Origin of the sequence: Arthrobacter sp. Bi26 (assembly GCF_918697925.1) — a bacterium.
GTDB lineage: Bacteria > Actinomycetota > Actinomycetes > Actinomycetales > Micrococcaceae > Arthrobacter.
Genome location: NZ_CAKKMF010000005.1, coordinates 47434 through 71783 on the forward strand (window position 1 = coordinate 47434; position 24350 = coordinate 71783).

Below are 24350 nucleotides of genomic sequence, written 5' to 3' on the forward strand. Positions count from 1 at the left end.
GCCCAGAGCCGATGATTTATTCATAGAATAACCACAAATGGCTCCACTAGTACATTTTGCTGACAGAATTGGGCCGGGCAAATCCGCGCCGGCTACTCAAGCCGGGCAGCGGAAAGGGCTTTCTCGGTAAGGCCTTCCGCGATCTGCTCGACTTTGTGCTCCGCCTCCTCCAGCTTGCGCTGACGGGGGACCAGGACAGTGACTACGGCGCCGACCAGTGCAACAGCCCCGTAGATGTAAAAAGCAGTGGATCCGCCGATTCCGGCAGCAGCCAGCCAGCCGCCGATGATCGGCCCGAGCACCCCGCCCAACCGCCCCACGCTGGCACACCACGCGACACCGGCTGCCCGGGCATTGGTGGTGAAATAGTTGGACTGGAACCCGTACACCAGTACCTGGGTGCCCAGGGTGCCTACGCCGGCCAAAGCGATGAAGGCAAAAAGCAGCGGCAGCGGAAAGCTGAAGGTCATGAGCGCCAGGGAGATGGTGGCTAGCCCGAATGTGGCGGCGATGATGCGCTGGGGACCGCTCCTGTCCGCCAGACGGGAGGCGAGCAATCCGCCCGCCACGGCTCCGAGATTCAGTGCCAGCGGGAAAAACAGGGCGTACGTCCGTCCGTAGCCGTATCCCTCCATGATTTTCGGCAGCCACGTGTTGAGTCCATAGGTCAGCAGGAGGCCTGAGAAGGACATCAGGCCCAGCAGGATGGATGCCACCGCGAACTGACGGGAGAAGACGGCTGCAAAGCCTGACTTCTGCGGCGCCGCTCCGGCCTGCAAGATTTCCCGCTCCTCGATGAGCGGAACGCCGGTGCGCTCTGCAGCGGCCACGGCTTCCTGTTCACGGCCCCGGGCGAGCAACCACCGCGGTGATTCCGGCAGCTTGCGCCAGGCAAGAGGCAGGAGAATGACGAGCGGCAGGGAGCCGATGATGAAGAGCCCACGCCAGCCGGTGCTGTCAAGGAACAGGATGCCCAGGACGGAAGCCAGCACACCGCCGGCTGGGACGCCTGAGTACACAACTGCGTTGTAGAACTGCCGCCGTCCCGCGGGTGCGAACTCCGCCATGGTGGCGCCGGCAGTGGCAATGACCACTCCCAGGCCAAGTCCGGTGACGAAGCGCATGGCACCGAAGGCAGGGACGGTGGTGGCCAGCGCCGTAACGAACATTCCGAGGGAGAACCAGGCGATGCCCAGGAGCATCAGCCGGCGCCGGCCGAAAAAGTCGCCCACGGCGCCGCAGGTGAGCGAGCCCACGAGTACTCCGATGAGGGCCCATGAACCGAGAAGGCCGGCTGCGGCTGCATCAAACGACCCGATTTGGCTGGGGTCCGCGAGCAACCCGGGTAGCACTGTGCCGTAAACGACGAGATCGTAACCGTCGAACACGAGGGCGGTGCAGATGATCAATGCCACCCAGTTGGCCGTGCGGGCCTCCTTTCGCGGATTTTCGGCGATAACGGTTTGTGGTTGTGTCATGATCCCAAGTCCTCTCTGGACAGTATGTGGAGGGGCTGTGCCTCGGGAGGACGAGGCGGCCGTCCTCCAGCTGCTTCCCAGCCTTACAGAGGTGTGACGTGAGCCATATACGGCAAATACCCGGGTTCCTGCCCGGGTGGGATTCATATTCCTGAAGTATCAAAGCGCCACATATGTGGTTCCCCGCGGTGCAAGGCGTCAGGGGAGCATCGGGCAGCGAAGGTGCCGTCTCAATCCATATGATCTGGATATCGACCAGCAGGCACCTAAGAGTGGTTCGGCCCCGGGCCCGCGGATAGGCTGGCAGGATGATCAACGCCGCACGCCTGCACTCGGACCTGTCCCGCCTGGGCAGGGAAACCGAGATGTTCTTGGCCACCGTCGATTCCCTGTCCGACGATGAGATGACCGTCGCCTCACTGTGCGAGGGGTGGACACGGGCCGATGTCATCGCCCACGTTGCTTCGAGCGGCCGGGCACTGGTAAACCTCATCGAATGGGCTGCCTCCGGCGAGGAGCGGCCCCTATATGCATCACGCGAAGCCCGCTCGCAAGCGATCTCGGCCGTCGCCGCCCTTCCCCGTCAGGAGCTCATTGGGGAACTCCGGGAGTCTGCCCGAAACTTTGCCGAACAGGCCCAGCGGCTGGGCGGGGACCTCGCGGCCCCGGAAGTCCAGGTGAACGGCAAGGGCCTCCCCGCCACATCCATCGTGGCGCTTCGAATTGCCGAGGTGGTGGTGCATCACCAGGACCTCGGCACCGCTTGGACCATCGAGGAGGCGGACCCGGATTCGCTCTTGAATGCCCTCGAAGCTGTGGTGCGGTCCTTGCGGGCTAAGGGCGCCCCGGGAATGACGCTGGTGACCGAAGAGCGTGACGAGTGGGTCATTGGCAACGGCGCCCTGCGGGTTGTGTCTGATCGTGAGGGCTTGCTCCAGTGGTTGGCGCGTGGGGACGCCGAGCATGTTGAAATGGACGGCCCGGTGCCGGCACTGCCGTCCTGGTGAACGGCGAAGTTGGGCAAATTCATCCCAGCGACCGCGGCGCCTTCATGTCACGGTGCTGCAAATAGAAGGCAGGCAGCCCGTGACGGTGACCCGCGCCATACGTCGTTCCTGAACGCCGATGACGGATCTTCTGTCCGCCGCGGCAGAGGCGCCTGATGCTGCGGCTGACCGTAATTCCGTTCCGGACGGCTCCTGGCGCAGAATACAGAACAGCTGCACCCCGGATTGGGGGGCGGGGCCGCAATCCCTTGAACTGGGCAATTTGGCGTGTGTACATTGTGCGCACTTTGGGCTGCGGATCGAGTCGTACTGGGGCCGGACTGGCCCGGATTCCGCATGTTTCCGCGGGAGCCCAGTGTTTGCAAGGGCTGGAATGCAGTTCGAGTCCCACCTCGGGCACGTGTTTTCACTGTTCAGGGGCTTGTGAGCCTCTGAATGTGTACAAATCTCCTCTTATGGGCCCCTGCGGGCCCATTTTTGTTGGTGGCCGTTGCGGTCTGGCGGCTCCTTCTTTTGACGTGGACAGCGGTGTTGCTGGGTACACCTTCATGGCTGGGAGCGTTTGGAACTGCATGACTTGCTGCGACTTGGAGATCAAATCCTCGTGTTCATCCCGGTCGGCGGCCGGAACTCCTGGGAAACTCTCGTCATGTCCTTGCCGCCTCACGGACCTATTACGACCGCAAACGCACCGACGGCAAATCTCACATCCAGGCGATGCTTGCCGTGGCCCGGCGCCGCCTGAACGTCCTTTGGGCCGTGCTCCGTGACGGCAACACCTTCATCCGCGTGTCCGCCGGGGCGCCATCCATGGCCGCCTAATCAGGGCGCTTGCGGCGTTCCACTTGCGCCGAAAGACCGTGGGCATCCCCGCGTGGCTGTTCGAGAATCGGAATGTGCCCCCCGACGGGCAGTATAGGCATTCTTCGAAGGTGGGCTGCTGCTGATGCGCTCCATGCGCACCGCCTGGCTGCTGGCATTGCTCCTGGGTGTCACCGGCGCGGACCGGTCCTTCCTCCGCCGGCCTGCTGACGCCCGGCGGGTTTGGGATCTGGTGGCTCTCTGACCTGTTCCGGATCACCAAGGAATACGCCGCTGACGGTGCTTCCATGCCGTTGGCCGCCGGCACCGACTCCCTGCGCCGCGGCCTGCGTATGGCTTCGACCGTCTTGGCCTCCGCCCTCGGGGGTGCGGTGTTCTGCGCCATCGCGGCTCCTGTCACCGGGACCCTCACCGCCACCGTCACTGCCATGAATGACTGCTGAACCCGGCGCCGCCGGCACCGATGAACGAGTGGATCACTGTCGCGGAGGCCGCCGGCACCAAACCCGCGGGCCCCGTCGTGACCGTCACCGGCAAGCTCCACATCGAGTACGCCTATACCGGGCCTACCGGCGTCTACCTTCAACCGGCGAAGGGGCCGGCCCTACAGTTCTTTCCCTGACAAGGCGCGTGCCGGGATGACCGGCGTCACGCTGAATCCGGGTACGTACGCGCTCACGGTCAGCACTACCGGCAAGGCCTGGCACCTCATGGCCGAGGAGTGCCGGATCCCCGGGTAGCGCCGGGCCGGCTGACCAGCACCCCGTTCTGTTTGAAGGACGGTCAGCCCAGAATGGCCGGGATCTGCTGCTGCAGCCAACTGTCGGTACGAGGTCCCGCGGTTGGCGGCCATTTCGTGGCGGGGCGCCGTGGGATTCCGGGTGCTGGCACTACGCATCACCTTCCCCGGATGAGGCCCACACCCGCGGTACGGGCAGACAATGGTCGGACTTGCGGGTGGCAGGGTTCCCTGCCGCAATCCATTTCGGAAAGGGGCCTCCAGTGTCCAGACCACACCCGATCCTTGCAGGATCGATCGCAGCCGGGGCAGCCATCGCACTGCTCACGGGCTGCAGCCCCTCCACCCCCGGCACCAGCGTCAGCAGCGCCAGAGCCGAGAAGAACGTTTCACAAGCATGCGCTGCTGCCAGCGCCTTCGCCGGAGCCCTGACAAATTTCAAACAGACACTTAAACCTGGTGCCACGATAGAACAGATCAAATCGGCACGGGAACAGGTCGCGAAGACCTACGACGACCTGGTCAAGGCCAGCCAGGACGTAGCCAAAGACGAGATGGACGCCGTAAAAACGGCCGAAAACAAGTTCGACGCAGCCGTCAGAGCCGTCCCGAATGACGCCACCCTGACCCAGGCGGCCGCCTCCCTGCGGGACGACGCCGCCAACGTCCAGGCCGCGGTCAGTGACCTCCAGACGGCGACCAAATGCTGACCTCAAGGACCCTCCGGGCAGGCCTGCAGCCAGCCTCGGTCTGCCCAGGCTGCTGTCCCCTACAACATCGCTCCTATCGAAAGCAGGGAAGTTGACATGAGTTTCTGGGAAAACTTTTGGGATATTTTTTGGTGGTTCTTCTTCGTGTATGCATTCGTCGCCTTCCTCTGGTTGTTGTTCGCCGTCATCGGCGACCTGTTCCGCGATGACAAGCTGAGTGGCTGGCGGAAAGCCCTCTGGATCCTCTTCCTGGCCTTCGTGCCCTTCTTGGGTCTGCTGGTGTACCTCATTGCCCGGGGTAAGGGCATGGCTGAGCGGTCCATGGATCGGGCGCGGGCGCACCGCGAAGCCTCGGATGCGTACATCCGCAGCGTCGCGACAACCAGTCTAAGCGAGGAGATCACCAAAGCCACGGCTCTTCGGGACTCTGGAACCATCAGCGCTGACGAATTTGAAAGGATCAAGAGCAAAGCACTGGTCTGAGAGCGCCAGGGACCCGGTACCGCGAGGCAGCAGACGCAATGACTCTGGACGCAGCGTTGTTTTAGTCCTCGCTTGGAGTTCGGTGTCATTCAGCGCAACACCTCCCGGGCTGTCGCTGGATGTCCCATTCGGCGGTCGGAGGCTGAGGGGCGTGAACCGTCAAATGGTCTCTGGCTGCGCGCTGGGAGCCGGGCTGGTGTCCGGCTCGTACTTCCGTTTTGAAAGGGAGAACCTGTTGTCCGAAGAATCAGCAAGGAACGTCGTGCCGGTGATGCACGACCTGTCGGCGGCGGAGGGCTGCAGCGTCAGGGGCGTCCAGAACCCGGCGCTGCGCCTGGCCGGCGCCATCGGTCATGAGGGCCGGCCGCAGCCTGAATGGTCGCAGCGGCGGGCCGGTCCCGCTGCAAATGCCTCGGGTTGCGGGCTGTTGTCGACGAACCATGTGCCGATAACCCGACGCCCTCCAAGCGCGGGACCAGCTAGGTCCATGCGCTCCGTCGAGGCTGAGACATTGATCAACGCCCGAAGCTCCACTGTCTGGCACGTCATCACCGATGCACGGAACTTCACCGTCTGGGAATCCGGCATCACGCGCATCCGGGGCGAGCTGCGCAACGGTGGCACCATCAGAATCCGAACTCACATCGGAGGGGAGCGCACCTTCCGGCTGCGCGTCCAGCAGATGCCCGGCGAGGTGATGACCTGGACCCAGGGCCTGCCTCTGGGCCTGCTCACCGGGGTGCGCACCTTCAGGCTTGAACCGCTGGGCGGCATGACGCACCTGCTCGTAAAAGAAGAGTTCACTGGCCCGCTTTGCGGGCTGCTGCTGTGGGAGTTCGTGTCCGACACGCAGCAGGCTTTCATCGATTACGTTAGCGCTGTCAGGAAACGCGCTGAAATCCTCGGCCGACACCTTCGAACCACGGGGTCATGAGCGCCATCGGAGCAGCGCGCAGCGTACAAGAGCGCCCGACGCCGCCTGAGCGTGTTCTGGGCCATGCTTCGCGACGGGCCTCTAGCGGCGGCCTGAGGTTGCGACACCGGTTGTCTGCGGGACACCTTCAGAGATGCCACGGATGCATCCCCGCGGGCTCTTGTTGGGTGGACACTATCGGTTTACTCTGGGGTCTGTCGGGCAGCGTGCGCATGAATGCGCGCTGGATGGGGACCGGACGGCATCATCCAGCACGCCTTCGGTGCCTGAAATGCGAAGGAACTTCATGGCGATGATGGCTGAACCGAAAATCCACCCGCGGCACCCTTTGGCCGGCCGGGGCGTATATCTGCTGGACGACCACGAGGTCGTGAGACGGGGCCTGCGCCATCTGCTGGAGTCCGATGGTCTCAGCATCGCCGGAGAATCAGGGTCCGCGCACCGAGCATTCCGGCGAATCCCTGCCCTCCGCCCGGAGTTGGTCATCCTTGACGATGACCTCCCCGACGGTTCCGGTGCCGACGTGTGCAGGGCCATCGCCGCGGCGGACCCGACCATCCGGTGCCTGCTGATGACCGGAGATGCCGACGAAGCCTTGCTGATCAACTCCATTCTGGCCGGCGCGTGGGGGTGCCTGTCCAAACAGGATGGCAGCAGCGAACAGCTCAGGCTCATCCGCCGCGCCCTGGCCGGGCACACCGCGTACAGCGGCCGGTTCCAGACCCCGCTCGTCGGGCCCGCAACCCAGTCCCTGGATAGGAGACTCCTGACCCTCACGAGACAGGAAATGAATACCGCCATCCGACTGGGGAGAGGGCTGACCAACCGCCAGATCAGCCAGGAGATGTCGCTGGCGGAAAAGACCGTGAAGAATCTGACCTCAACCGTTCCGAGGAAACTCGGCATGGCGAGCAGGACTCAGGCCGCCGTGTTCATCACCAGGGCGCTGAATTCTTCTGAAGACCCTGCCGACGGCGGATACCGGTTTAGCCCATCCCCGGCTCTGATCGCGGAGGTCACGGCAGCGCTGCTGACCTGCACAAGCGAGTCCTACACCGTGCCACCCACAGACGAAGTGCGGGCAAGGGACGTCCGGCGGCTTACCGACGCACTCACCGCGACCCGGACCGACCGGATGGGACCCCACCTGCTGCCCGGCCGGACTTAAGAACCCCGGATCCCGGGAACGGCGTTCCCGGCTCAGTAAAGCTGGTGAGCCCGCCATCTCCCCGGGGAGAGCCCAGGGTGGTGCATGCTCGCAGGGCCCGCACCCAATAGGGCGTCCACCGAACGCTGTCGTGGCTGTACTGTCGGGTCAGTCAGCTAGTTTGCAGGCGCCGGGACCGGCGATGCGGGGCCGGGGCGGTCCCGTGGGTGTGTCCGACGGCCTCGAGCATCACGGCGGGCAGGCTCTGGGTGCTCATCATGATCTCGCGCTGTCGGCGCGCACCTGTGCCGGAGGACAGGATCCGGGCCACTTCCGCGGTCACTTGCTCCTCGTCCCCGCTGTCGGCCAGGGCTGGCCGGACATGTGAGAGGAGGACCTGGACCGCTTCTCCGGCCGGGCATGGAATGTTCAACAGGGGGTGCAGGAGGGTGTCGTCGACTCCTGATTGGCTTGCCTTCCACGCCGCCAGGCGCAGTTGACCGGCGGACAGGCGGGGCGCAGAAATCCCGGCGCGCCATTCCTGGGCGGCCCGTTCAACGAGTCCCCGCACCATCGCGGCAATCGCGGCCGCATGTGAGGCCTCCATGCACACGTCGGCAATGCGCACCTCCACCGTCGGATGGTTCCGGGAGAGGCGCGCGTCGAAGTACACCATGCCTTCGTCGAGGAGTACGCCCGTTGTCAGCAGGGATTGCACGTACCGGAGGTATTCCCGTTCCGATCCGAACCTTTCGCAGGGCCCGGCGGTCGGCCAGCGGGTCCAAGCCTGGTAGCGGAAGCTTGCGTATCCGGTGTCGGCACCCTGCCAGAAAGGGGAGTTCGCGCTGAGCGCCAGCAGCACGGGCAACCAGACGCGGATTCGGTCCAGGACTGCCACTCCTTCCTCACCGTCGGTGATACGGACATGAATATGGAAGCCGCAGGTGAGTTGCTCCCGGAGCGTCAAACCGAACCGTGTTGCCATGCTCAGGAAACGGGGCTGCGGTACGAGGGTAGGAGTGGCCGGGACGGGACTGGTGGCCACGGCGACCGCTCGTGCGCCCACCGAACGGGCCGCCTCATCGGCAAGCCGCCGGCCCTCTCGGACGCCCGCAATCACTTCCTGCAGCGTGGAACAGACAGGGCCAACGGCCTCAAGCTGCTCTTGCTGGACCTCCAAAGCCAAGAATGGGCCGCCACTGGGTTCAGGGCGCTGCGGGGCCTTGGCCAAGCACGCTTCCGCGGCGGGTACGGGCTGGCCCGTCGCGGCATCGACGAGCAGGAATTCCTCCTCGACGCCGAACGTCCTTTGAACCCCGCCGCCAGAACGGTTGGGTGGTCTCGTCATTGAAGAATTCAAGGCAGCTCCTAACCGGAAGGCCTCCAGCCCTGCCACTGCAGGGCGGCTGCCAATGAAGCTATACAGCCCCCTCAACGAGCCATGATCACCGGCCCGCTCGCGCTGCTGATTTCCCCAGAATATCCCCGAAAACAGCCTGCCGGAAGGAAAAGCCTATAAGACGGTCATCCAGACACACGTGCCCCATCGCCCATACCTTCCGGGGAACGGGACGCGTAGCGCGGGCGGGGCAGTGATGCGGGATTGCCGGAGGGGCGTCCCTCCGCACCGGCCGCGGGTCCTGACAGAGGACACGAACAGACTGAAAACCCCCACCCCGGGTCGTATGCGTGGATCTTGGGAAGAGCTGGGCAGAGCCTGCTTACAGGGCTCGCACCCGTTCGGGCGTCCGCTGGCGCGGCCGGCTGTTGGGTCCAGTGCTGTCCGTCGCAGGGCTCCGGCCATCCCTGGCCCTTTATGTCTACGACGTTTTTTGGTTGCTGTCCTTATGGTGTTGACGGGTGGTTCCGTGGCCGTTGTAGGGTCGTGCTGCCCGGGGGAGGGGCGGGTATGAATTTGTTGCTGTGGCCGGAAGACTCGTGTCGTGAGGGCTCCGTAGGATTGGCCGCCCGCCGCCCCGCGATGACCCGACCGCTGATTGAGAGACGCGACATGATCGCCGGATAAGGACACGACGGCGCGGTTATCTGCTGGGCCCTAACCCATCCGACAGACTGGAGGCTGTTTTGGCGAAATTGTGGGCCGGTATCGACGCCGGCAAAGCCCACCACCACTGCGTCGTGATCGACGCCGACGGAAACCGTCTGCTCTCGCAGAATGGATCGACCTGAATCGAATTGATTGAGGGCGGAATTCTCGGGTCGAAGTTCATGGAGGTCCAGTCACCGTCAGAGCGTGGAGGGCCCTGGCAAGTTCCTCATGCAGTCTTGTCAGGTCCGGGCATGTCTCGGGGTCGGCGATTGTGGTGATGGTCAGCACGCCGGCGTAGGAGAGGACTGCAAACGCAACCGTTACGTTACCGCTGATCGCTCCGACCGGAATGATCCCGGTTACCGGCCTGCCCGCGATCACCAAGGCATGTTCGGGCCCCCGCAGATTCGTGACGAAGGTATGGACAAGGTGTTGGTGGTCTATGAAGAATCGGTAGGCGCCAAGGCGGGCGAGGGTCCGAGATATGGGGCCGATGAGTGCAGCGGAGGCTCCGGGAGGCTGCTGCTTGGCAATCCTCATTGTTGCGGCAAGTGCCGCCAGCTGTGTCTTGGCCGGACCGACCGCGGGAACGCGTACAGGGATTATTCCGCTACGGTTGCCCAGGTAGGTGACTGATGTGTGGCGGCGTGCCGAGAATAATACGGAGATCACGAACTCTTCGACATATTCGCCCCGTCCCAGCATCAGGCGGTGCAGGGCGGTCGAGACGGCGGCGAGGATGAGATCGTTGACTGTCGCTCCCTGCAGGTGTGCGGCGGTTTTGACTTCTTCCACCTCGCAGTGGAGGACGGCAAGCGTCCGTTGCGGACCCGTCGGGCGGTTGAGTGAAGTGCGGGCAGCCCTGGTCTTGCCCATCGGCCGCAGCTCGGAGGCTCCGGCGGCTGCGGTCCGCAGTGCGGTCCGCAGTGCGGCCGGCAGTCGGGCCAGTGCGTTGAATCGGCTCCTTGCAGCGTCAATGGCCAGGTGCAGCGCCGAGCCTGGGATCTCTGGCTCCCGGCGGCCACCCCACCCGTCTTCTTCCGTGGCTGCCAGGGCCTCCAGGACGGCGAGGCCTCCAATTCCATCGGTGAGGACATGATGAAAAATGAAAACAAGCGCTGTGCGGTCCTGGCTTACGCCGGTAATGAGCTTGGCTGACCAGAGCGGACGGTCTTGGGACAACGGGGTGACGAGCATTTCGGCTGCAATGTTGAGCACGGCTTCCTCGCCGCCGGGCGCCGGACAGGCGATCACGACGAGATGATGTGCCGGATCAAAGCCGGAATCATCTGTCCAAATGGGACGCCCGCAACCGAAGGGGACAGTGACCAGTCGTTGACGCAGCCGGGGAACAGCGCCGATCCGAAGCGCCAGTGTATCCAGAAGGGAAACCGGGTCTTCGCCGGCTTCCGTGCTGAGCATGAGAATGGCCCCCACTTGCATTGGTGCTGAGCCGATGTCCGCGTCCAGAGACATCATGTCCTCGGCGCTCACCCGGTCGACATGTGGTCTTGGTGTCATTTTCGGTCTCCTGGACACGGGTCTCGGGGTTCCCTGTACTCCTTGGAGCGCAGAAAACAGAGGGGCGCGCCGACACCTGACATACCGCAACGACGACCCATATTCCTTGCCGCTGTGAAGGACGTGTGCATGCCCGTCAGGAGCCTGCCCGACCAAGGCGCCGGCCGGGTCTGAGCAGGGTGGAGGCGGCGCTCATCATCAGAGGCAAGGCCAAGACAGGCTGGCAGGCGGGGCACCTGCCCTTGCAACCTACAATTTGCGGAGCAGGCATAGCCTGCAACCCCACCTGGTCGTCATGACCTCACTGTTGGGTCTATGGGGCTTAGGCGCTAGGGCAGAACGTCCCCACTTGCTAGCAGTCTGCAGCCACCAGCGTTGCTGACGGATGCAGGTTCCGCGCAGCCGGCTTCTCCAAGTTTTGGCTCGCGCGCGCTCCGGATCTCCGTCCACCTCGGTTGCAGACAACCATGAGCTTGGCGCGTGGTGAACGTTCTCCTGGGGCTTACGGCTTGGGAGATTGCAGCCACCGTGCCAGCTCGCGGGCGGCCCCCTGTTTTCAGAGGTGTGGACCGGCCGACGATCCGCATTTGCCCGTTCAAGACAAGGCCGGCCACTACCTCCCAGGGCGGGGTGATCGGTCCGATGAACCACCGCAGATGACCTCAAAGTTTTCCCTGTGCTTTAACTTCAGCCGTGACCAGCTCCGGATAGTACGCGCCGTCGGGCCCCCCAAAAACGGCCCCAGATAGTCTCTTACCCCACGCGTTTCCGGGGATTTTGGAACGCCGATAACGGATCTTATGAAGTGATCCGATTCCACCGACCAAGCTCCGTGGAAGGTTAAGGTCACCGGCCCGGTGGGGTCGAATTTTTGGGCGGCTGCCGGTGAAATGTGCAAGCCGCGAGCATCGAGTTCGTCACGGGAATGCCTACGGCTTCTCCGGTACCCCGTCCCGGTACATCACGGTGCTGCGTTTGAAGATCTCCGCGTAAATGGAGGACCGGACAGCGGTCACTTCTTCCATCCCGCGGAGATCGTCGAGCAGCACGCGCAGGTCATCCAGGGTGGCCACAGCCACCTGCGCCAGCACGTCCTCGCCGGATGCCGCGGCCCACCGGGTCACCGGCAGGCCGGCCAGATGCTTTCCCGGCCCGCCCGACGCCGCGCCGGAACGGGTCATGGTGACCAGCGCTTCCACGGGGAACCCCAGCGCCGCCGGGTCCACCACCGCCCTGATGAACAGCGCACCGGAACTGGTCATTGCTTCCAGCCTGCGGCTGACTGTTGCCTTGGACACCGACAATTCGGATGCCAGTTCTTCCGCGGTGGCGCGTCCGTTGCGGTGGAGCAGTTCAGCGAGCGACCGACCCGTTTCATCGAGTGACGCCACCGGGTGCCCGCTGCGGATCCCCGCCAGCTGGCCGTCCTCGTCGCGATGCAGCGCCGCATACTGCTCATTGTCCAGAATCGCCGGAGTCCAGCCGCTGGGGGTCCGGAAATACTCCAGCAACGGCGTCATGGTGAAGGATTCCACACCCGCCACTTCCGCCAGGCGACGGTAGAGCAGCCCGCCAAGTTCATCGGCGGAAATGAACATCTCAGCCACAGCCTCGTTCGCGCCGGACAGCGCACTGACCCACGACGACTCGTCCTGCGCAGCCAGCCACGAGCAGACCTGGCGAAGCTCCCGGGGGGCGGCCGTCACGCGCAGCAGGAAAGCGGAGCGCGAGCTGACCGATGCCGGGTTAATGAAGGAATTGGTGCGCACCACACCGGATTCCAGCAGCTTGTTGCCGCGACGCGCCACAGTGCGTTCCTGCTGTCCCAAAACGTCAGCGATCAGGCGCCAAGAGGCGCGGCCGTTACGCACCAGCGCAGCCACAATCTGCCGGTCGAGCCCATCAAGCTCCTCCACGTCCCGGCTCCTGTCCTGTTACTGCGAAGGCTACGACACCGAAAGGCGGCGCCCACGGAAGGGGAACGGGGCGGCGGGCTCGCCGCCGCCCCGCGCATTTCAGTTCCGGCCCAGATAGGCTAGCACCCCGGAGAGCGCGGCACTTGTTCCGCCAACGACGGCGGCACGGGCGTCCGGTGCGAAGAACGGTGAGTGGTTGCCGGCCGGTGCGTCGCCGTCGTCGAAAAGCTCCGGGTCGAAAGCGCCAAAGGCCCAGAAAACGCCCGGAACACCGATGGCGTCGCTGAGCCACCCTGCATCCTCCGACCCCATGCCCAGCGGCGCATCGATCAGCGCGTCGGCTCCGAAGTCCGCCGTGAACGCCTCGATCACCCGGTCCGCCGAAGCAGGATCGTTGTAGCAGCGCGGAAAGCTGTTGAGCTCGGTGATGGTGGGCTCGGGCGCTGCCGAGGCAGCCGCTTCGGCCGAAATGATCCGCCGGATCGCAGCGAGGACCATTGCCCGGGTGTCCTCATCCGGTGTCCGGACGTTGAGGGAGAACTCGGCGGATTCCGGGATGATGTTTTCCTTCAGGCCGGCGTGGAATGTCCCCACGGTGACAACGGCGGGTGTCGAGGGCGCCAGTTCGCGGGAGACGATGGTCTGCAGGCGCAGCACCATCGCGGAGGCGGCGACGATCGGGTCGATGGACCTTTCCGGTTGGGAGCCGTGGGCCTGCTGGCCGTGCACGGTGATCTTCCACGAATCGGCGAGGCTCGCCATGTGGCCGCCCCGGATAAGCAGCTTTCCCTCGCTGATGGGCATGACGTGCTGGGCAAGCACCACTTCCGGTTTGGGAGCGCGGTCCCACAGGCCGTCGTCGATCATGGCCTTGGCGCCGTAGGCGGTCTCTTCGCCGGGCTGGAAGATGAGTACCAGCGTTCCGCCCCAGAGGCGGCTGCGTTCTTTGAGCAGCGCAGCCAAGGCCAGGGCGGACGCGATGTGGGTGTCATGGCCGCAGCCGTGCATCACGGGAGCAATGCTTCCGTCCGGCAACTGGCCGTTGGCGTGGCTGGAGTAGTCCAGGCCGGTTTGTTCTGCGATGGGCAGGCCATCGGTGTCGGCGCGGAAGCCGATGACCGGGCCGTCACCGTTCCGCAGGATGCCCACAACCCCGGTCACGCCGCAGCGGAAGGATTCAATGCCCAGCCCGGCGAGGTGGCGCTCGACGTATTCGGCGGTCTGGAATTCCTGGGCGGAGAGCTCAGGGTGAGCATGCAGGTGCTTGTAGACGCCGACATAGTCCTCTATGAACGACTCAGGAACTTCGACGGCAGGGGTCAGGCGTACGCCTGTGATGATGGTCATTGCTGGCTTCCCTATCAGTGGGTGGGTTCGGAAATGCGGGTGGCCTGGCTGGTTTCGGTCGACTCAGCCGCCGGGACCTGCGGATCCTCGGACCGCGCAAACCAGGAGGCGGCGATGGTGATGATGACGGCAAGCGCCGTGGCAAAGTACGTCAGTCCCGGTGCCAGTGGCACAACAGCGAAGACGATGACGGCGGCAACGATGACCGCCGCGATGGTGGTGCGGCGGCTTTTCATGGCCATGACGCTCTGCAGCACCACGGCCCCGAAAATCGCGGGCAGGATGTAGCTGCGGGCAGTGGCGATCAGCGGCGCGGGGAGCATTCCCACGAGCCAGGTTCCCAATACGCCGACGAAGAGGATGAGGGTGGTGATGTGGACCAGCACCGCCCCGATGATGGCGCTGCCGGCGATGAGTTCGGCGCGGCGGGTGCCCGGTTTTTCCCCGAGGTTGGCTTGGGCCACGATGGCCGCCGGCAGCAGTTTATTGGCGATGTTGCCGATCAGGAACGCCTGGTACATGGCCGAACGCCCCAGGATGGGGAAGTAGGACACCGGCTCGATCACGGCGATGATGCCGAAGGTGGCCAGAACGGCACCGACGGCGGTGACCAGTTCCAGCGGCGTCACTCCCATCCCGGTGCCGAAGGCGGCGTACAGCGCGGCAGCGAGGGAAAACAGCAGTCCGAGCCCCAGCGTGATGGGGCCCCAGATGTTTGTGGTGCGGTCGAACGCCGAAAACTGTGCAGTTGTGTCTGTGGAAGTCGAGGTGGACATCAGAAGGGCTCCTGTCGGTTGTTTCAGGCTGCTGCGGTCATGAGAAACGCGCCGGTGAGGGCCACGATGATGGACACTCCCAGCCCCCATTCGCGCAGCCACGGAAGCCGGAGCTTGTGCGCCAGCAGCAGGCAGGCGCCCATCGCCGCCGCGGAGGCGAGCATCGTGACAAGGTGGACGGGCGACTTGAGCACCTCCTGGAAAGCAAGGGTGAAGAAGGCACCCAGCAGCGCCGCCGTCGGCACGATGGCCATCACTGCAGGGTTCACCCTGCGGAGCTTGGCGTCGCCTTTGCTCAGAATGGGGGTCAGGATCAGCGCGGTCAGCATCCAGGCGAGGCCGCCGATGGTCATGGCAGCGAAGGCGATCGCAAAGATCTTCTGCGTGTACGTGGGGCCTCCCAGTTGCGCGCCCTGCGTGCCCGCTGAAATGCCGGCTGCCGCGACGTCGAAGGCCGCCGATCCAACCAGGCCGATCCGCGTCAGCACTGCGGGCGTTCCGAACAGCGGGAGCAGCGAGATGGCGATGAGCGCCACGGCAAGGGATGGACCGACGGCGGCGACCGCGCCGGAGCGGACCGAACTGGTGACCTGTGCCGGCGTCAGCTCCGCTGCTGGAGCCGCCTTCCTGATGGCCTTGAAGTATATGGCCGACTGGAGGATGACGACGGCGAAAACGCCCACCGCGGAGGCCCACAGGACAGGGTGGTGGATCAAAGCGGTGATATCTGTGGAACCGGGATCGACAGCGGCGACAACCACGTTTTTCTCCTCTGGAAACTAAGGGAACACTCCTTGTGCGAGTGTCTATAGATTGAGCTACGTGAACAGCTGGTGCCGTTTTATTTCATTTTTACAGCACCGAACGTCCATAAGTACACAGTTTCTATGTTTCAGGCAGATCACCAGAGTGAAGCAGCGACGTAAATTCGGCGGTAGCGGGGGCAGCGCCCAGGACGGCGCCTCATGGGAGCTAGGCTCAGCCCCGCGGGAAATGCCGAAGAACCGGAACGAGGCCACGGCGAATACCGCGACGAACGAAAGTCAGGCAGCCGATCGCCGCCGCGGGCTGGGAGGGCACCACGAATTCAGGGGAAATCCTTGGCGGTCCGCTCCCAGTTCTCCTGCGCTCCAGCAGGCACTTCAGAAATGACTTGAATCCGCATGGAACAGCGTCTTTCCCCAGGACATGTCTCGTTTACCTCGTCAAGACTTGGATGCCCAGCAGCGGCAAATCCAGGGATAACACTTGAGCGGGGCGTTTGTGCAGACAGTGTCTGCATAAACTGGCCCGGTTCTGGCGGGGAGTCGTGCCGGGCATCAACCGCCGGATGGGCCGTTAGTGCGGTCAACGGGCTACGTCGTCGTTGAGCTCAAGACCGGTAAGTTCCAGCCCGAATACGCCGGCAAGCTCAACTTCTACGTCGCCCTCGTCGATGACGTGCTCCTTGCCCGGGCCCGGGACGTCTGCCTGAGCACAAAGCCGGCCCGCGCTGTTGCTCGCAACACAGCGGGGGCCGTCTGCCCGGCGCAGACCAGGTGTGCCGGTCCTCTACGCGGCCACGGTGATGTCCGTGTCGGCAGGGCTAAGGTGATCCTTGAGTTCGGCGATGAAGGCCTTGAGATTGGCCGAGCGGCAGTCCCGGCGCCACATGAGCCATGTCTCGGCCTTGCCGAGCTTGCCGGGCATCTCGTGTGCCTGGACCCTGGTTGCCCCCGGCAGCGTTTCGAGGAGGGCTTCGGGGATCATGCTGATGCCGGCGCCCGCCGCGACGCAGGCGAGCATGCTGTAGTAAGACGAGATTTCAACGATCCGCCCGGGCACGATACCTTCTGATTCGAGCCAGTCCTCGAACCGCTGCCGGTAGGAACAGACACGGCCAAAAACAAAGGCTGTCGGATGGGAAGCCCTGAAATCATCGTTGATCTCGGTCACGGACTGGGGTGTAATGATGCGCAGGTTCTCGCTGAAGGCCTTGATTCCCGTCAGGGCAGGTACAGCCGGCTTGCCGTCGGAAAAGGCCGCCGTGAGTTGGCCGTTGAGCAGCCGGTCAAAGAGGTGGCCGGAGGAATTGGCGTCCAGTTCCAGTTCCACGGCAGGGTAGTGGAGGTGGAAGGCGGCGAGGATGGGCGGGATGCGCACCGCTGCGGTGCTCTCCAGGGCTCCCAGCCGGAAGCGGCCGCGCGGTGTGCCCTGGGTGGAGAACGCCTTGGCATCATTGACCAGGTCAATGATCCTTTGCGCATGGTCCAGGAAGAGCTCGCCATCGGCCGAGAGGGAGCTTTGCCGCTTGTCGCGCACGAGGAGCTTAACGCCCAATTCCCGCTCCAGCTGCTGAATACGGGTCGACACGTTCGAGGGAGCACGAAGCAACTTGGTGGCCGCCTTGGTGATGCTGCCCGTCTCCGCGACGGCGATAAAGATTTCCAGCTGCGAGATCTCCATGGTCCTCTGTTCTCCAAAAGCGAAGTGATGTAACCAAAACATCACGCTTACAGAAGAATGACAGCCCTCCGGTTCCTTTTCAACCGATGCAGGGCGACAGGGGAGTGGGCAAGCTAAACACCGGCTAATCGTTCTCTTTCCGAGAAGTGAAACTTCGGAAACTTCATATTTATCAAAGTGTCCCGTGCTTCTAGAGTCGTTGTTAGCCCCATCACACGAACTTGAAGGAACACATCATGGGCACTATCGAAGTTGCCGTCGCGAAGTCGACGAACCCGGCCACCGGCGAAGACGTCGCGACCTACCCGTATCTGGATGAGCAGGCCGTCTCGGACGTCGTCCGGTCCGCCGCGGAGGGTTTCGCCAGCTGGCGGGACACGTCTCCGGCACGGCGCGCGGAGGTCTTCCGCCGGCTGGCGGAAGTGCTGCGCCGCGACACCGCGAAGCTTGCCGGCGTGATTACCGCCGAGATGGGCAAGCCGGTCACCCAGGCCCAGGCCGAAGTCATCAAGTGCGCGAACATGCTCGACTGGTACGCCGAGAACGGCCCGGCCATGCTCGAGGACACCGCGACGACGATCGGTCCGGAAGCCTACGTCTCCTACCTGCCCACCGGCACAGTGTTGGCGATCATGCCGTGGAACTTCCCTGTCTGGCAGGTCTTCCGGGGCGCCGCGCCGATCATTCTGGGCGGCAACGGCTACCTCCTCAAGCCCGCCTCGAACGTTGTGGGCTGCGGACTGGCCCTGGAGGCACTGTGGGAGGAAGCGGGTCTTCCGAAAGGCACCTTTGCCGTCGTGAACTGCGACCGCCATCACGTGCCGGCCATCATCCATACCCCGGCAATCACTGGCGTGGCCGTTACCGGCGGCACCGCGGCCGGGCAGAGCGTGGCCGCGGAGGCCGGGCGGGCCCTGAAGAAGGTCATCCTGGAACTCGGGGGATCGGACCCGTTCATCGTCCTTGCCGACGCCGACCTGGACAAGGCGGTGGACGCTGCGGCGACCGGGCGCATGGTGAATGCCGGACAGGTGTGCATCTCGGCGAAGCGGATCATTGTCGAACGCGCCGTCTACGCCGAGTTCACCGCGAAACTGGCCCGCCGCGTTGCAAGCTTCAAGGTCGGGGACCCCGCAGATCCGGAAACCTTCGTTGGCCCGATGGCCAAGGAGGATGCCCTGCGTGATGTCGATGACCAGGTCAAACGCTCCGTCGCGGAGGGGGCCGAGCTCCTTACCGGCGGCCATCGGCTGCCCGGTCCCGGTTCGTTCTACGCCCCCACCGTCCTTGCCGGTGTTACCGAGTCCATGACCGCCTTCAAGGAAGAGATCTTCGGCCCGGTCGCGACGGTCATCGCCGCCGAGAACGCCGAGGATGCCCTGGCCAAGGCCAACAACTCCGAATTCGGCCTCAGCGCCGCCATCTGGACCGGCGACAACGCCAAAGCCCGGGCCATGGCCCGCAGGATCGACGCCGGCGGCGTCTTCATCAACGGCCTCTCCGTCTCGGACCCCCGGATCCCCATCGGCGGTGTGAAGAAGAGCGGCTTTGGACGGGAGCTGTCCTACCTCGGCGTCCACGAATTCACCAACATCCAGGCGGTCTGGGACCAGACACCACTCAACGCCGCCGAAGAGGCAGCAAAAGGAGTAACCCAATGAGCACCACCACCATCAACCAGGAACTGTTCGACAAAGGCCTCGCCACCCGCCGGGAAGTCCTCGGCGACGCGTACGTCCAGCGCAGCCTGGACAGCGCCGACGAGTTCTCCATGCCCATGCAGGAACTCGTCACCCAATACTGCTGGGGCGATGTCTGGAACCGGCCCGGCCTGGAACGCGCCCAGCGCAGCCTGATCAACCTGGCCATGATCAGCGCCCTGAACCGGCCCCACGAGCTGAAGGTCCACGTCCGCGGCGCCATCCGCAACGGCGTGACCAAGGAACAAATCAAAGAGGTCTTCCTCCAGGTCGCCATTTACTGCGGCGCCCCCGCCGCACTGGAAAGCTTCCGCCTGGCCCGCGAGGTCTTCAAGGAAATGGAGGCCGAGGCATGAGCGCCATCGGCTTCATCGGACTCGGGAACATGGGCTTCCCCATGGCCTCACGTCTTGCCGACGCCGGCCACCGGCTGATCGTCAACGACCGTGATGAGGGCGCCGTCCAGCGCTTTCAGGACGAACACCCGGACGCCAGGACCGCCGCCGACGAGGGCGCCTGGCAGGAAGCCGATGTCATCATCACGATGCTTCCCAACTCCGACATCGTCGAAGGGGTGCTGACCGACGGCGGAGTCGCCACGGCCGCGTTCCTGAACACCCTGTTCATCGACATGTCATCCTCCGAACCTATCCGCTCCCGGAACCTGGGCCAGCGGCTGGAACGGCAAGGGATGCGGTATCTGGACGCCCCTGTCTCCGGCGGAGTCCGCGGTGCCCAGAACGGGCAGCTCGCCATTATGGTCGGCGGCAACTGGCACGACCTGGACCAGGCCAAGGACATCTTCGACGTCCTGGGCAAATCCGTCATACACGTCGGCAAGGCCGGCACCGGGCACGCGGCCAAGGCACTGAACAACCTCGTCTCTGCCGCGTCGGTCGCCGCGACCGTCGAGGCGATCCGCGTGGGTGAGCGCTTCGGCATCGATCCGGCGACGATGACCGAGGTCCTGAACGCGTCCTCCGGACGGAGCAACACCTCCGAAAACAAGGTCCGGCAGTTCATGCTCAGCGGAACGTTCGGATCCGGTTTCCCGATCGGACTGATGACCAAAGACATCAAGATCGCCACGGCCCTGGCAGATTCCCTGGGCGTCGATGCCCCGTTCAGCCACGACTGCGAAAACATCTGGCAGTCCGCCCTCGATGCCGGCCACGGCGCCGAGGACCACACGAGGATGTACGAATACCTCGCCACCACCACTCCGGCTTTCAACGATGAAAGGCAAATCCATGCATGACTTCGCACAGGTGCTGCAGAGCGCCACCAAGGACTTCGAGTTCAACCGCGAAATGCGCTACTACACCGGCAAACTCCATGTCGCCATCGGCGACAAGGCCTGGCTGGCCTCCTACGACGACGGCAAGCTTGTCACGGTCGAGCCATCCGGCACCGACCCCAAGGACGCCGCGATCTGGATCAAAGGCACTGATGAGCAGTGGAAGGACATGACCGCCGAATACCCGCGCCCGTTCTTCCAGTCCCTGCAGAGCTCCTCCGCCAAGCACGGCGTACTGCTCAGCAACACCCACCAGCTCTATGCCTATCTGCCGGCGCTGAACCGGCTCATGCAAATCTTCCGCCAGCTCAACGTCGAAGGAGCGTAAGTCATGGCAAAGTTTGAACCCATCAAGGGCGGTTACGTATACCTCACCGTTGAGGACGTCGAATACCGGGTCTACTACGAAGAAGCCGGCCAGGGCATCCCGCTGATCGTCGGGCACACCGCCGGCTCCGACGGGCGCCAGTACCGGCACCTGCTCAACGACGCCGAGGTCACGTCCCGCTACCGGGTCATCGCCTTCGACCTGCCCTTCCACGGCAAGTCCCTTCCCCCGCACGGGGAGAAGTGGTGGACCCAGGAATACAACATGACCAAATCCCGGATGATGGCCTTCCCCAACGCCCTCTCCGAAGCCCTCGAGCTGGACCGTCCCGTCTATTTGGGCAGCTCCATGGGCGGGCACCTCGCCATCGATCTGGCCTCCAACTTCAACGACCGCTACCGTGCCACGATCTCCGTGGAAGGGGCCCTGCGCTCCGCGGCCGAGTACGTGGAAGTCGGCATGGACGGCATCCGCCGCGAGTTCGACAACCCCAACGTCTCCCGCAACTCCATCGGGGCGGCCATGCTCCTGAACATCTCGCCGTACTCCCCGGAGGAGAACGTCCGCGAGATCCAGTGGGAGTACCAGTCCGGCGGCCCCGGAGTCTTCGCCGGCGACCTGTATTACTACTACTACGACCACAACGTCTCCCCGGAAGAGGCAGCCGCCATCGACACGAGCAAGTGCATGCTGTACCTGCTCACGGGCGAATACGACCCCAACACCTCCCCGGCCGAAACCAAGGAAGTCGCGAACCTGGTCAAGGGCTCCAAGTTCTGGGAAATGCCCAAACTCGGCCACTTCCCGGTCACCGAGAACTACCCCGAATTCCGCAAGTTCCTCCTGCCGATCCTCGCCGAGATCGAAGCCAAGTCCCGCTAAGGACCTACCGCCGGCGGGCCGGACACCCCGGCCCGCCGCACCCGGCGCCCGCATCACCGGCGCGCATCACATCCTGACAGGCACCGCTGCCGCCACGTCCCCAGGCAGTCACGCCCAAAAACCGCTTGCACACCCCAACCTCAGCCCCCTGAACCCACCAATGGAGGTGGATCATGTCCACAAACAGCAACACGGCCTGGCGGCCGGCGCACGTCACCAACCGGCAGATCAAATTCGCGACCATCCTTTGCTTCCTGGCCTGGGCGTTCGCGGTCTACGACTTCATCCTCTTCGGCACGCTGCTGCCCGAACTCGGGAGAGAACTCGGCCTGAACGAAGCCGAACAGGCCACCATGGTCACCTGGATGTCCGTCGGCGCCGTCGGCATGGGCCTCATCGCAGGGCCCGTCGTCGACAAATTCGGCCGCAAGGCCGGACTCGCCTTCACCACCGCTGGAGCAGGCATCGCCTCGGCGTTGACCGCACTCGGCGGAATCGTCCCGGTCGCCGTCCTCGTGGCCATCCGGTCCCTCAGCGGCTTGGGCTTGTCCGAACAAGGCGTGAACGGCGCCTACCTCAGCGAGCTCTACGGCGCGTCCGATGACCCCCGGATCAAGAAGCGCCAAGGCTTCATCTACTCCCTCGTCCAGGGCGGCTGGCCGATCGGCGCCATCCTCGCCGCCGCGCTGACCGCTGTCCTGCTTCCCGTGATCGGATGGGCCGGATGCTTCGTCTTCGCAGCCATCCCGTCCCTGATTGTCGCGGCACTGGCCCGCAAACTGCGAGAATCACCGCAGTTCGAATCCATCCAGAAAATCCGGAAACTCCAAAAGACAGGCCGCCATGCCGACGCGGAAGACCTCTCCGCCGCCCTCGGAATCGAAGAGCACGAAACCCGCAGCACCCTCGCGGACGTCTTCCGCGGCCGGAGCCTGCGCACCACCCTGGCCCTGGGGCTGGGCCACATCCTGAACTACTTTCCCGTCCAGGTCTTCAGCGTGCTCGGCACAACCGTCCTGGTCAGCGTCCACAACGTGTCCTTCACCAACTCCCTCGCCATTCTCCTGATGTCCAACGTGATCGCCTACCTCGGCTACCTCACGCACGGGTTCTTCGGCGACAAGTTCGGGCGCCGCAACGTCATCGCCTTCGGCTGGATCACCGGCGGCATCGTCTTGACCGCCATGATCTTCGGTCCCAGCGACTTCTGGACCGTCGTCGCGCTTTACAGCCTCGGAACGTTCTTCCTCATCGGACCGTACTCCTGCGTGCTCTTCTTCGTCGGGGAAAGCTACGACACCCGCATCCGCGGCCGCGGCGCAACCTTTGTTGCAGCAGTCGGCCCCATCGGCGCGATCCTCTCCAGTGCACTGGCGGCCACCCTGCTCTCCGGCGGCGGCAACTGGGCGACCGCCGCATTCCTCTTCGGAGCGATCCCGTGCGTCCTCTCCGGCGTCGCGGTCCTCTTCTCCCGCAAGCACCAGCACGTCGCCGACCCCGTGCACATCCCGGCCGTCGCCGGGGGAGCCCCGGCCGACGAGTCAGCCCACTAACAACCCTCGACCAGGCAGTTGCGGGGCGCCGACGAGCCGCCGGCAACTGCCTTCGACGAAAGAGACCCTCGATGTCTGAACCCGCCTACGGCCGCGTGGCCGTCATGACCAGCCCCCGGGAACTCGACTACGCCGAGTATCCCCTGCCTGCCCCGGGACCCGGGGCGATCCTGATGAAAGTGACCCGGGCCAACGTCTGCGGCTCCGAGCTGCACATCTGGAACGGCAAGCACCCCGTGAAGAAGAGCGGAGGCCTCGGCCACGAAATGGTCGGAACCGTCGCCGCCATCGGGGACGGCCGCCCCACCGACAACGCCGGCCAGCCGCTCAACCCGGGAGACCGCATCGTCGCCACCTACTTCCAGACCTGCGATCGCTGCGCCCGGTGCCTGGGCGGGCAGCCGAACCTCTGCGACAACGCCTACGAGTTCTTCGGCAAGCAGCCGGAGGAAGCCCCCCACTTCCACGCCGCCTTCGGCACCCACTACTACATCCACCCACGCCAGCACGTCTACAAAGTCCCGGACGAAATCCCCGACTCCGTGGCCGCCAGCGCCAACTGTGCCCTCTCCCAGGTCACCTTCGGCATTGACCAGATCGGCCTGCAGTACGGGGAAACCCTGCTCATCCAAGGCGCCGGAGGGCTGGGGCTGAACGCGGCCGCGGTCGCCAAGGAACGCGGCGCAACCGTCATCGTCATCGACCCTTCCGAGCCGCGCCTGGCCCAGGCGCAGCGCTTCGGAGCGGACCACACGATCAACATGGCCGAAATCCCGGACCTTGAGGAAAGGATCACCGCCATCCAGCGGCTCACCGGAGGCCAGGGCCCCGACGTCGCAATTGAACTGACGGGCGTCCCCAACGCCTTTGCCGAAGGACTGCGGCAGATGCGCCGAGGAGGACGCTACCTGGTCATGGGCAACCTTTCTCCTGGCCGGACCGTGCCGTTCGACCCCGGCTATGTCACTCGCAAAGCGCTCACCATCAAGCACGTGGACCGCTACGAAGGCCGCTACCTCTACAAGTCCCTGGCCTTCCTCGCGGAGCACCGGGACAAGTACCCCTTCGATGCCATGATCGACGCGACGTTCACTCTGGACGACGTTGAAGAGGCCCTGGAAAAGTCCCTGGCCCGCGAAGTCACCCGAGCCGCGATCCTTATGGACGACACAGCTGAGCCCCGCCCCGAGCTCTCCACGCCATAGTGAATGGAAT

General features: G+C 64.4%; 22 protein-coding genes and 2 pseudogenes. 16 read left to right on the forward strand and 8 right to left on the reverse strand.

From position 1 onward, the window contains the following. Positions 1 to 92: 92 nt before the first annotated feature. A complete protein-coding gene (locus LQV16_RS02130) occupies positions 93 to 1478 on the reverse strand; it encodes an aromatic acid/H+ symport family MFS transporter (protein WP_229992291.1) in 1386 nt (461 codons plus the stop codon). A gap of 308 nt (positions 1479 to 1786) precedes the next feature. Between LQV16_RS02130 and LQV16_RS02135 the strand changes: the two genes are divergently transcribed. The 8 genes and pseudogenes from LQV16_RS02135 (at position 1787) to LQV16_RS02170 (ending at position 7341) form a co-directional block, all read left to right on the forward strand. Beyond that, positions 1787 to 2485: a maleylpyruvate isomerase family mycothiol-dependent enzyme gene (locus LQV16_RS02135; RefSeq protein ID WP_229992292.1), complete on the forward strand. Its 699-nt coding sequence runs from the start codon at positions 1787 to 1789 to the stop codon at positions 2483 to 2485. Positions 2486 to 3145: 660 nt separating this feature from the next. Further along, positions 3146 to 3307 (forward strand): annotated as a pseudogene (locus LQV16_RS02140) (IS110 family transposase); the annotation flags it as partial. Positions 3308 to 3474: 167 nt separating this feature from the next. After that, positions 3475 to 3750, forward strand: coding sequence for a hypothetical protein (locus LQV16_RS02145; RefSeq protein ID WP_229992293.1), 276 nt, complete (start codon positions 3475 to 3477; stop codon positions 3748 to 3750). Positions 3751 to 3770: 20 nt separating this feature from the next. Then, positions 3771 to 3929, forward strand: a complete 159-nt coding sequence (locus tag LQV16_RS02150) for a hypothetical protein (RefSeq protein ID WP_229992294.1) — start codon at positions 3771 to 3773, stop codon at positions 3927 to 3929. A 380-nt stretch (positions 3930 to 4309) separates the two neighbouring features. Next, entirely contained in the window at positions 4310 to 4756 is a 447-nt protein-coding gene (locus LQV16_RS02155) for a hypothetical protein (protein WP_229992295.1), read from the forward strand. Between the two features lie 96 nt (positions 4757 to 4852). After that, the gene (locus tag LQV16_RS02160; protein WP_229992296.1) at positions 4853 to 5239 is read left to right on the forward strand and encodes a PLD nuclease N-terminal domain-containing protein; all 387 of its coding nucleotides are present in this window, start codon (positions 4853 to 4855) and stop codon (positions 5237 to 5239) included. A gap of 151 nt (positions 5240 to 5390) precedes the next feature. Continuing rightward, positions 5391 to 6173 (forward strand): SRPBCC domain-containing protein, encoded by a 783-nt coding sequence (locus LQV16_RS02165; RefSeq protein ID WP_229992297.1) that lies wholly within the window; start codon positions 5391 to 5393, stop codon positions 6171 to 6173. A 286-nt stretch (positions 6174 to 6459) separates the two neighbouring features. After that, complete coding sequence (locus tag LQV16_RS02170) at positions 6460 to 7341, forward strand: response regulator transcription factor (RefSeq protein WP_229992298.1); 882 nt, start codon at positions 6460 to 6462, stop codon at positions 7339 to 7341. 151 nt (positions 7342 to 7492) lie between these two features. On the opposite strand, the gene LQV16_RS02175 is transcribed toward LQV16_RS02170, so the two are convergent. From LQV16_RS02175 to LQV16_RS02205, 6 genes are all read right to left on the reverse strand, one after another. Beyond that, positions 7493 to 8668, reverse strand: a complete 1176-nt coding sequence (locus LQV16_RS02175) for a glutamate--cysteine ligase (protein WP_229992299.1) — start codon at positions 8666 to 8668, stop codon at positions 7493 to 7495. Positions 8669 to 9547: 879 nt separating this feature from the next. Next, on the reverse strand, positions 9548 to 10891 hold the full coding sequence (locus tag LQV16_RS02185; RefSeq protein ID WP_229992301.1) for a wax ester/triacylglycerol synthase domain-containing protein: 1344 nt from the start codon (positions 10889 to 10891) through the stop codon (positions 9548 to 9550). Between the two features lie 929 nt (positions 10892 to 11820). Continuing rightward, positions 11821 to 12807 carry an AsnC family transcriptional regulator gene (locus LQV16_RS02190; RefSeq protein WP_229992302.1) on the reverse strand — a complete coding sequence of 329 codons (987 nt, stop codon included), beginning with the start codon at positions 12805 to 12807 and terminating at the stop codon, positions 11821 to 11823. A 99-nt stretch (positions 12808 to 12906) separates the two neighbouring features. Further along, a complete protein-coding gene (locus LQV16_RS02195; RefSeq protein ID WP_229992303.1) occupies positions 12907 to 14154 on the reverse strand; it encodes an amidohydrolase in 1248 nt (415 codons plus the stop codon). A gap of 14 nt (positions 14155 to 14168) precedes the next feature. Next, the gene (locus LQV16_RS02200; protein WP_229992304.1) at positions 14169 to 14930 is read right to left on the reverse strand and encodes a hypothetical protein; all 762 of its coding nucleotides are present in this window, start codon (positions 14928 to 14930) and stop codon (positions 14169 to 14171) included. 23 nt (positions 14931 to 14953) lie between these two features. After that, positions 14954 to 15691, reverse strand: a complete 738-nt coding sequence (locus LQV16_RS02205; RefSeq protein WP_229992305.1) for a DUF5058 family protein — start codon at positions 15689 to 15691, stop codon at positions 14954 to 14956. Positions 15692 to 16286: 595 nt separating this feature from the next. On the opposite strand from LQV16_RS02205, the pseudogene LQV16_RS02210 reads away from it, so the two are divergent. Further along, positions 16287 to 16376 (forward strand): annotated as a pseudogene (locus LQV16_RS02210) (PDDEXK nuclease domain-containing protein); the annotation flags it as partial. A gap of 105 nt (positions 16377 to 16481) precedes the next feature. On the opposite strand, the gene LQV16_RS02215 reads toward LQV16_RS02210, so the two are convergent. Then, a complete protein-coding gene (locus LQV16_RS02215) occupies positions 16482 to 17375 on the reverse strand; it encodes a LysR family transcriptional regulator (protein ID WP_229992306.1) in 894 nt (297 codons plus the stop codon). Between the two features lie 236 nt (positions 17376 to 17611). Between LQV16_RS02215 and LQV16_RS02220 the strand changes: the two genes are divergently transcribed. From LQV16_RS02220 to LQV16_RS02250, 7 genes are all read left to right on the forward strand, one after another. Continuing rightward, positions 17612 to 19036, forward strand: coding sequence for an NAD-dependent succinate-semialdehyde dehydrogenase (locus LQV16_RS02220; protein ID WP_229992307.1), 1425 nt, complete (start codon positions 17612 to 17614; stop codon positions 19034 to 19036). Further along, entirely contained in the window at positions 19033 to 19431 is a 399-nt protein-coding gene (pcaC, locus tag LQV16_RS02225) for a 4-carboxymuconolactone decarboxylase (protein WP_229992308.1), read from the forward strand. Before LQV16_RS02220 ends, pcaC begins: the two co-directional genes overlap by 4 nt. Continuing rightward, complete coding sequence (locus LQV16_RS02230) at positions 19428 to 20333, forward strand: NAD(P)-dependent oxidoreductase (protein ID WP_229992309.1); 906 nt, start codon at positions 19428 to 19430, stop codon at positions 20331 to 20333. Before pcaC ends, LQV16_RS02230 begins: the two co-directional genes overlap by 4 nt. Then, positions 20326 to 20700 carry a hypothetical protein gene (locus LQV16_RS02235; protein WP_229992310.1) on the forward strand — a complete coding sequence of 125 codons (375 nt, stop codon included), beginning with the start codon at positions 20326 to 20328 and terminating at the stop codon, positions 20698 to 20700. Before LQV16_RS02230 ends, LQV16_RS02235 begins: the two co-directional genes overlap by 8 nt. Positions 20701 to 20703: 3 nt before the next feature. Continuing rightward, complete coding sequence (locus LQV16_RS02240; RefSeq protein ID WP_229992311.1) at positions 20704 to 21582, forward strand: alpha/beta hydrolase; 879 nt, start codon at positions 20704 to 20706, stop codon at positions 21580 to 21582. A 173-nt stretch (positions 21583 to 21755) separates the two neighbouring features. After that, a complete protein-coding gene (locus LQV16_RS02245) occupies positions 21756 to 23135 on the forward strand; it encodes an MFS transporter (protein WP_229992312.1) in 1380 nt (459 codons plus the stop codon). Between the two features lie 71 nt (positions 23136 to 23206). Then, complete coding sequence (locus tag LQV16_RS02250) at positions 23207 to 24340, forward strand: zinc-binding dehydrogenase (RefSeq protein WP_229992313.1); 1134 nt, start codon at positions 23207 to 23209, stop codon at positions 24338 to 24340. Positions 24341 to 24350: the final 10 nt, after the last annotated feature.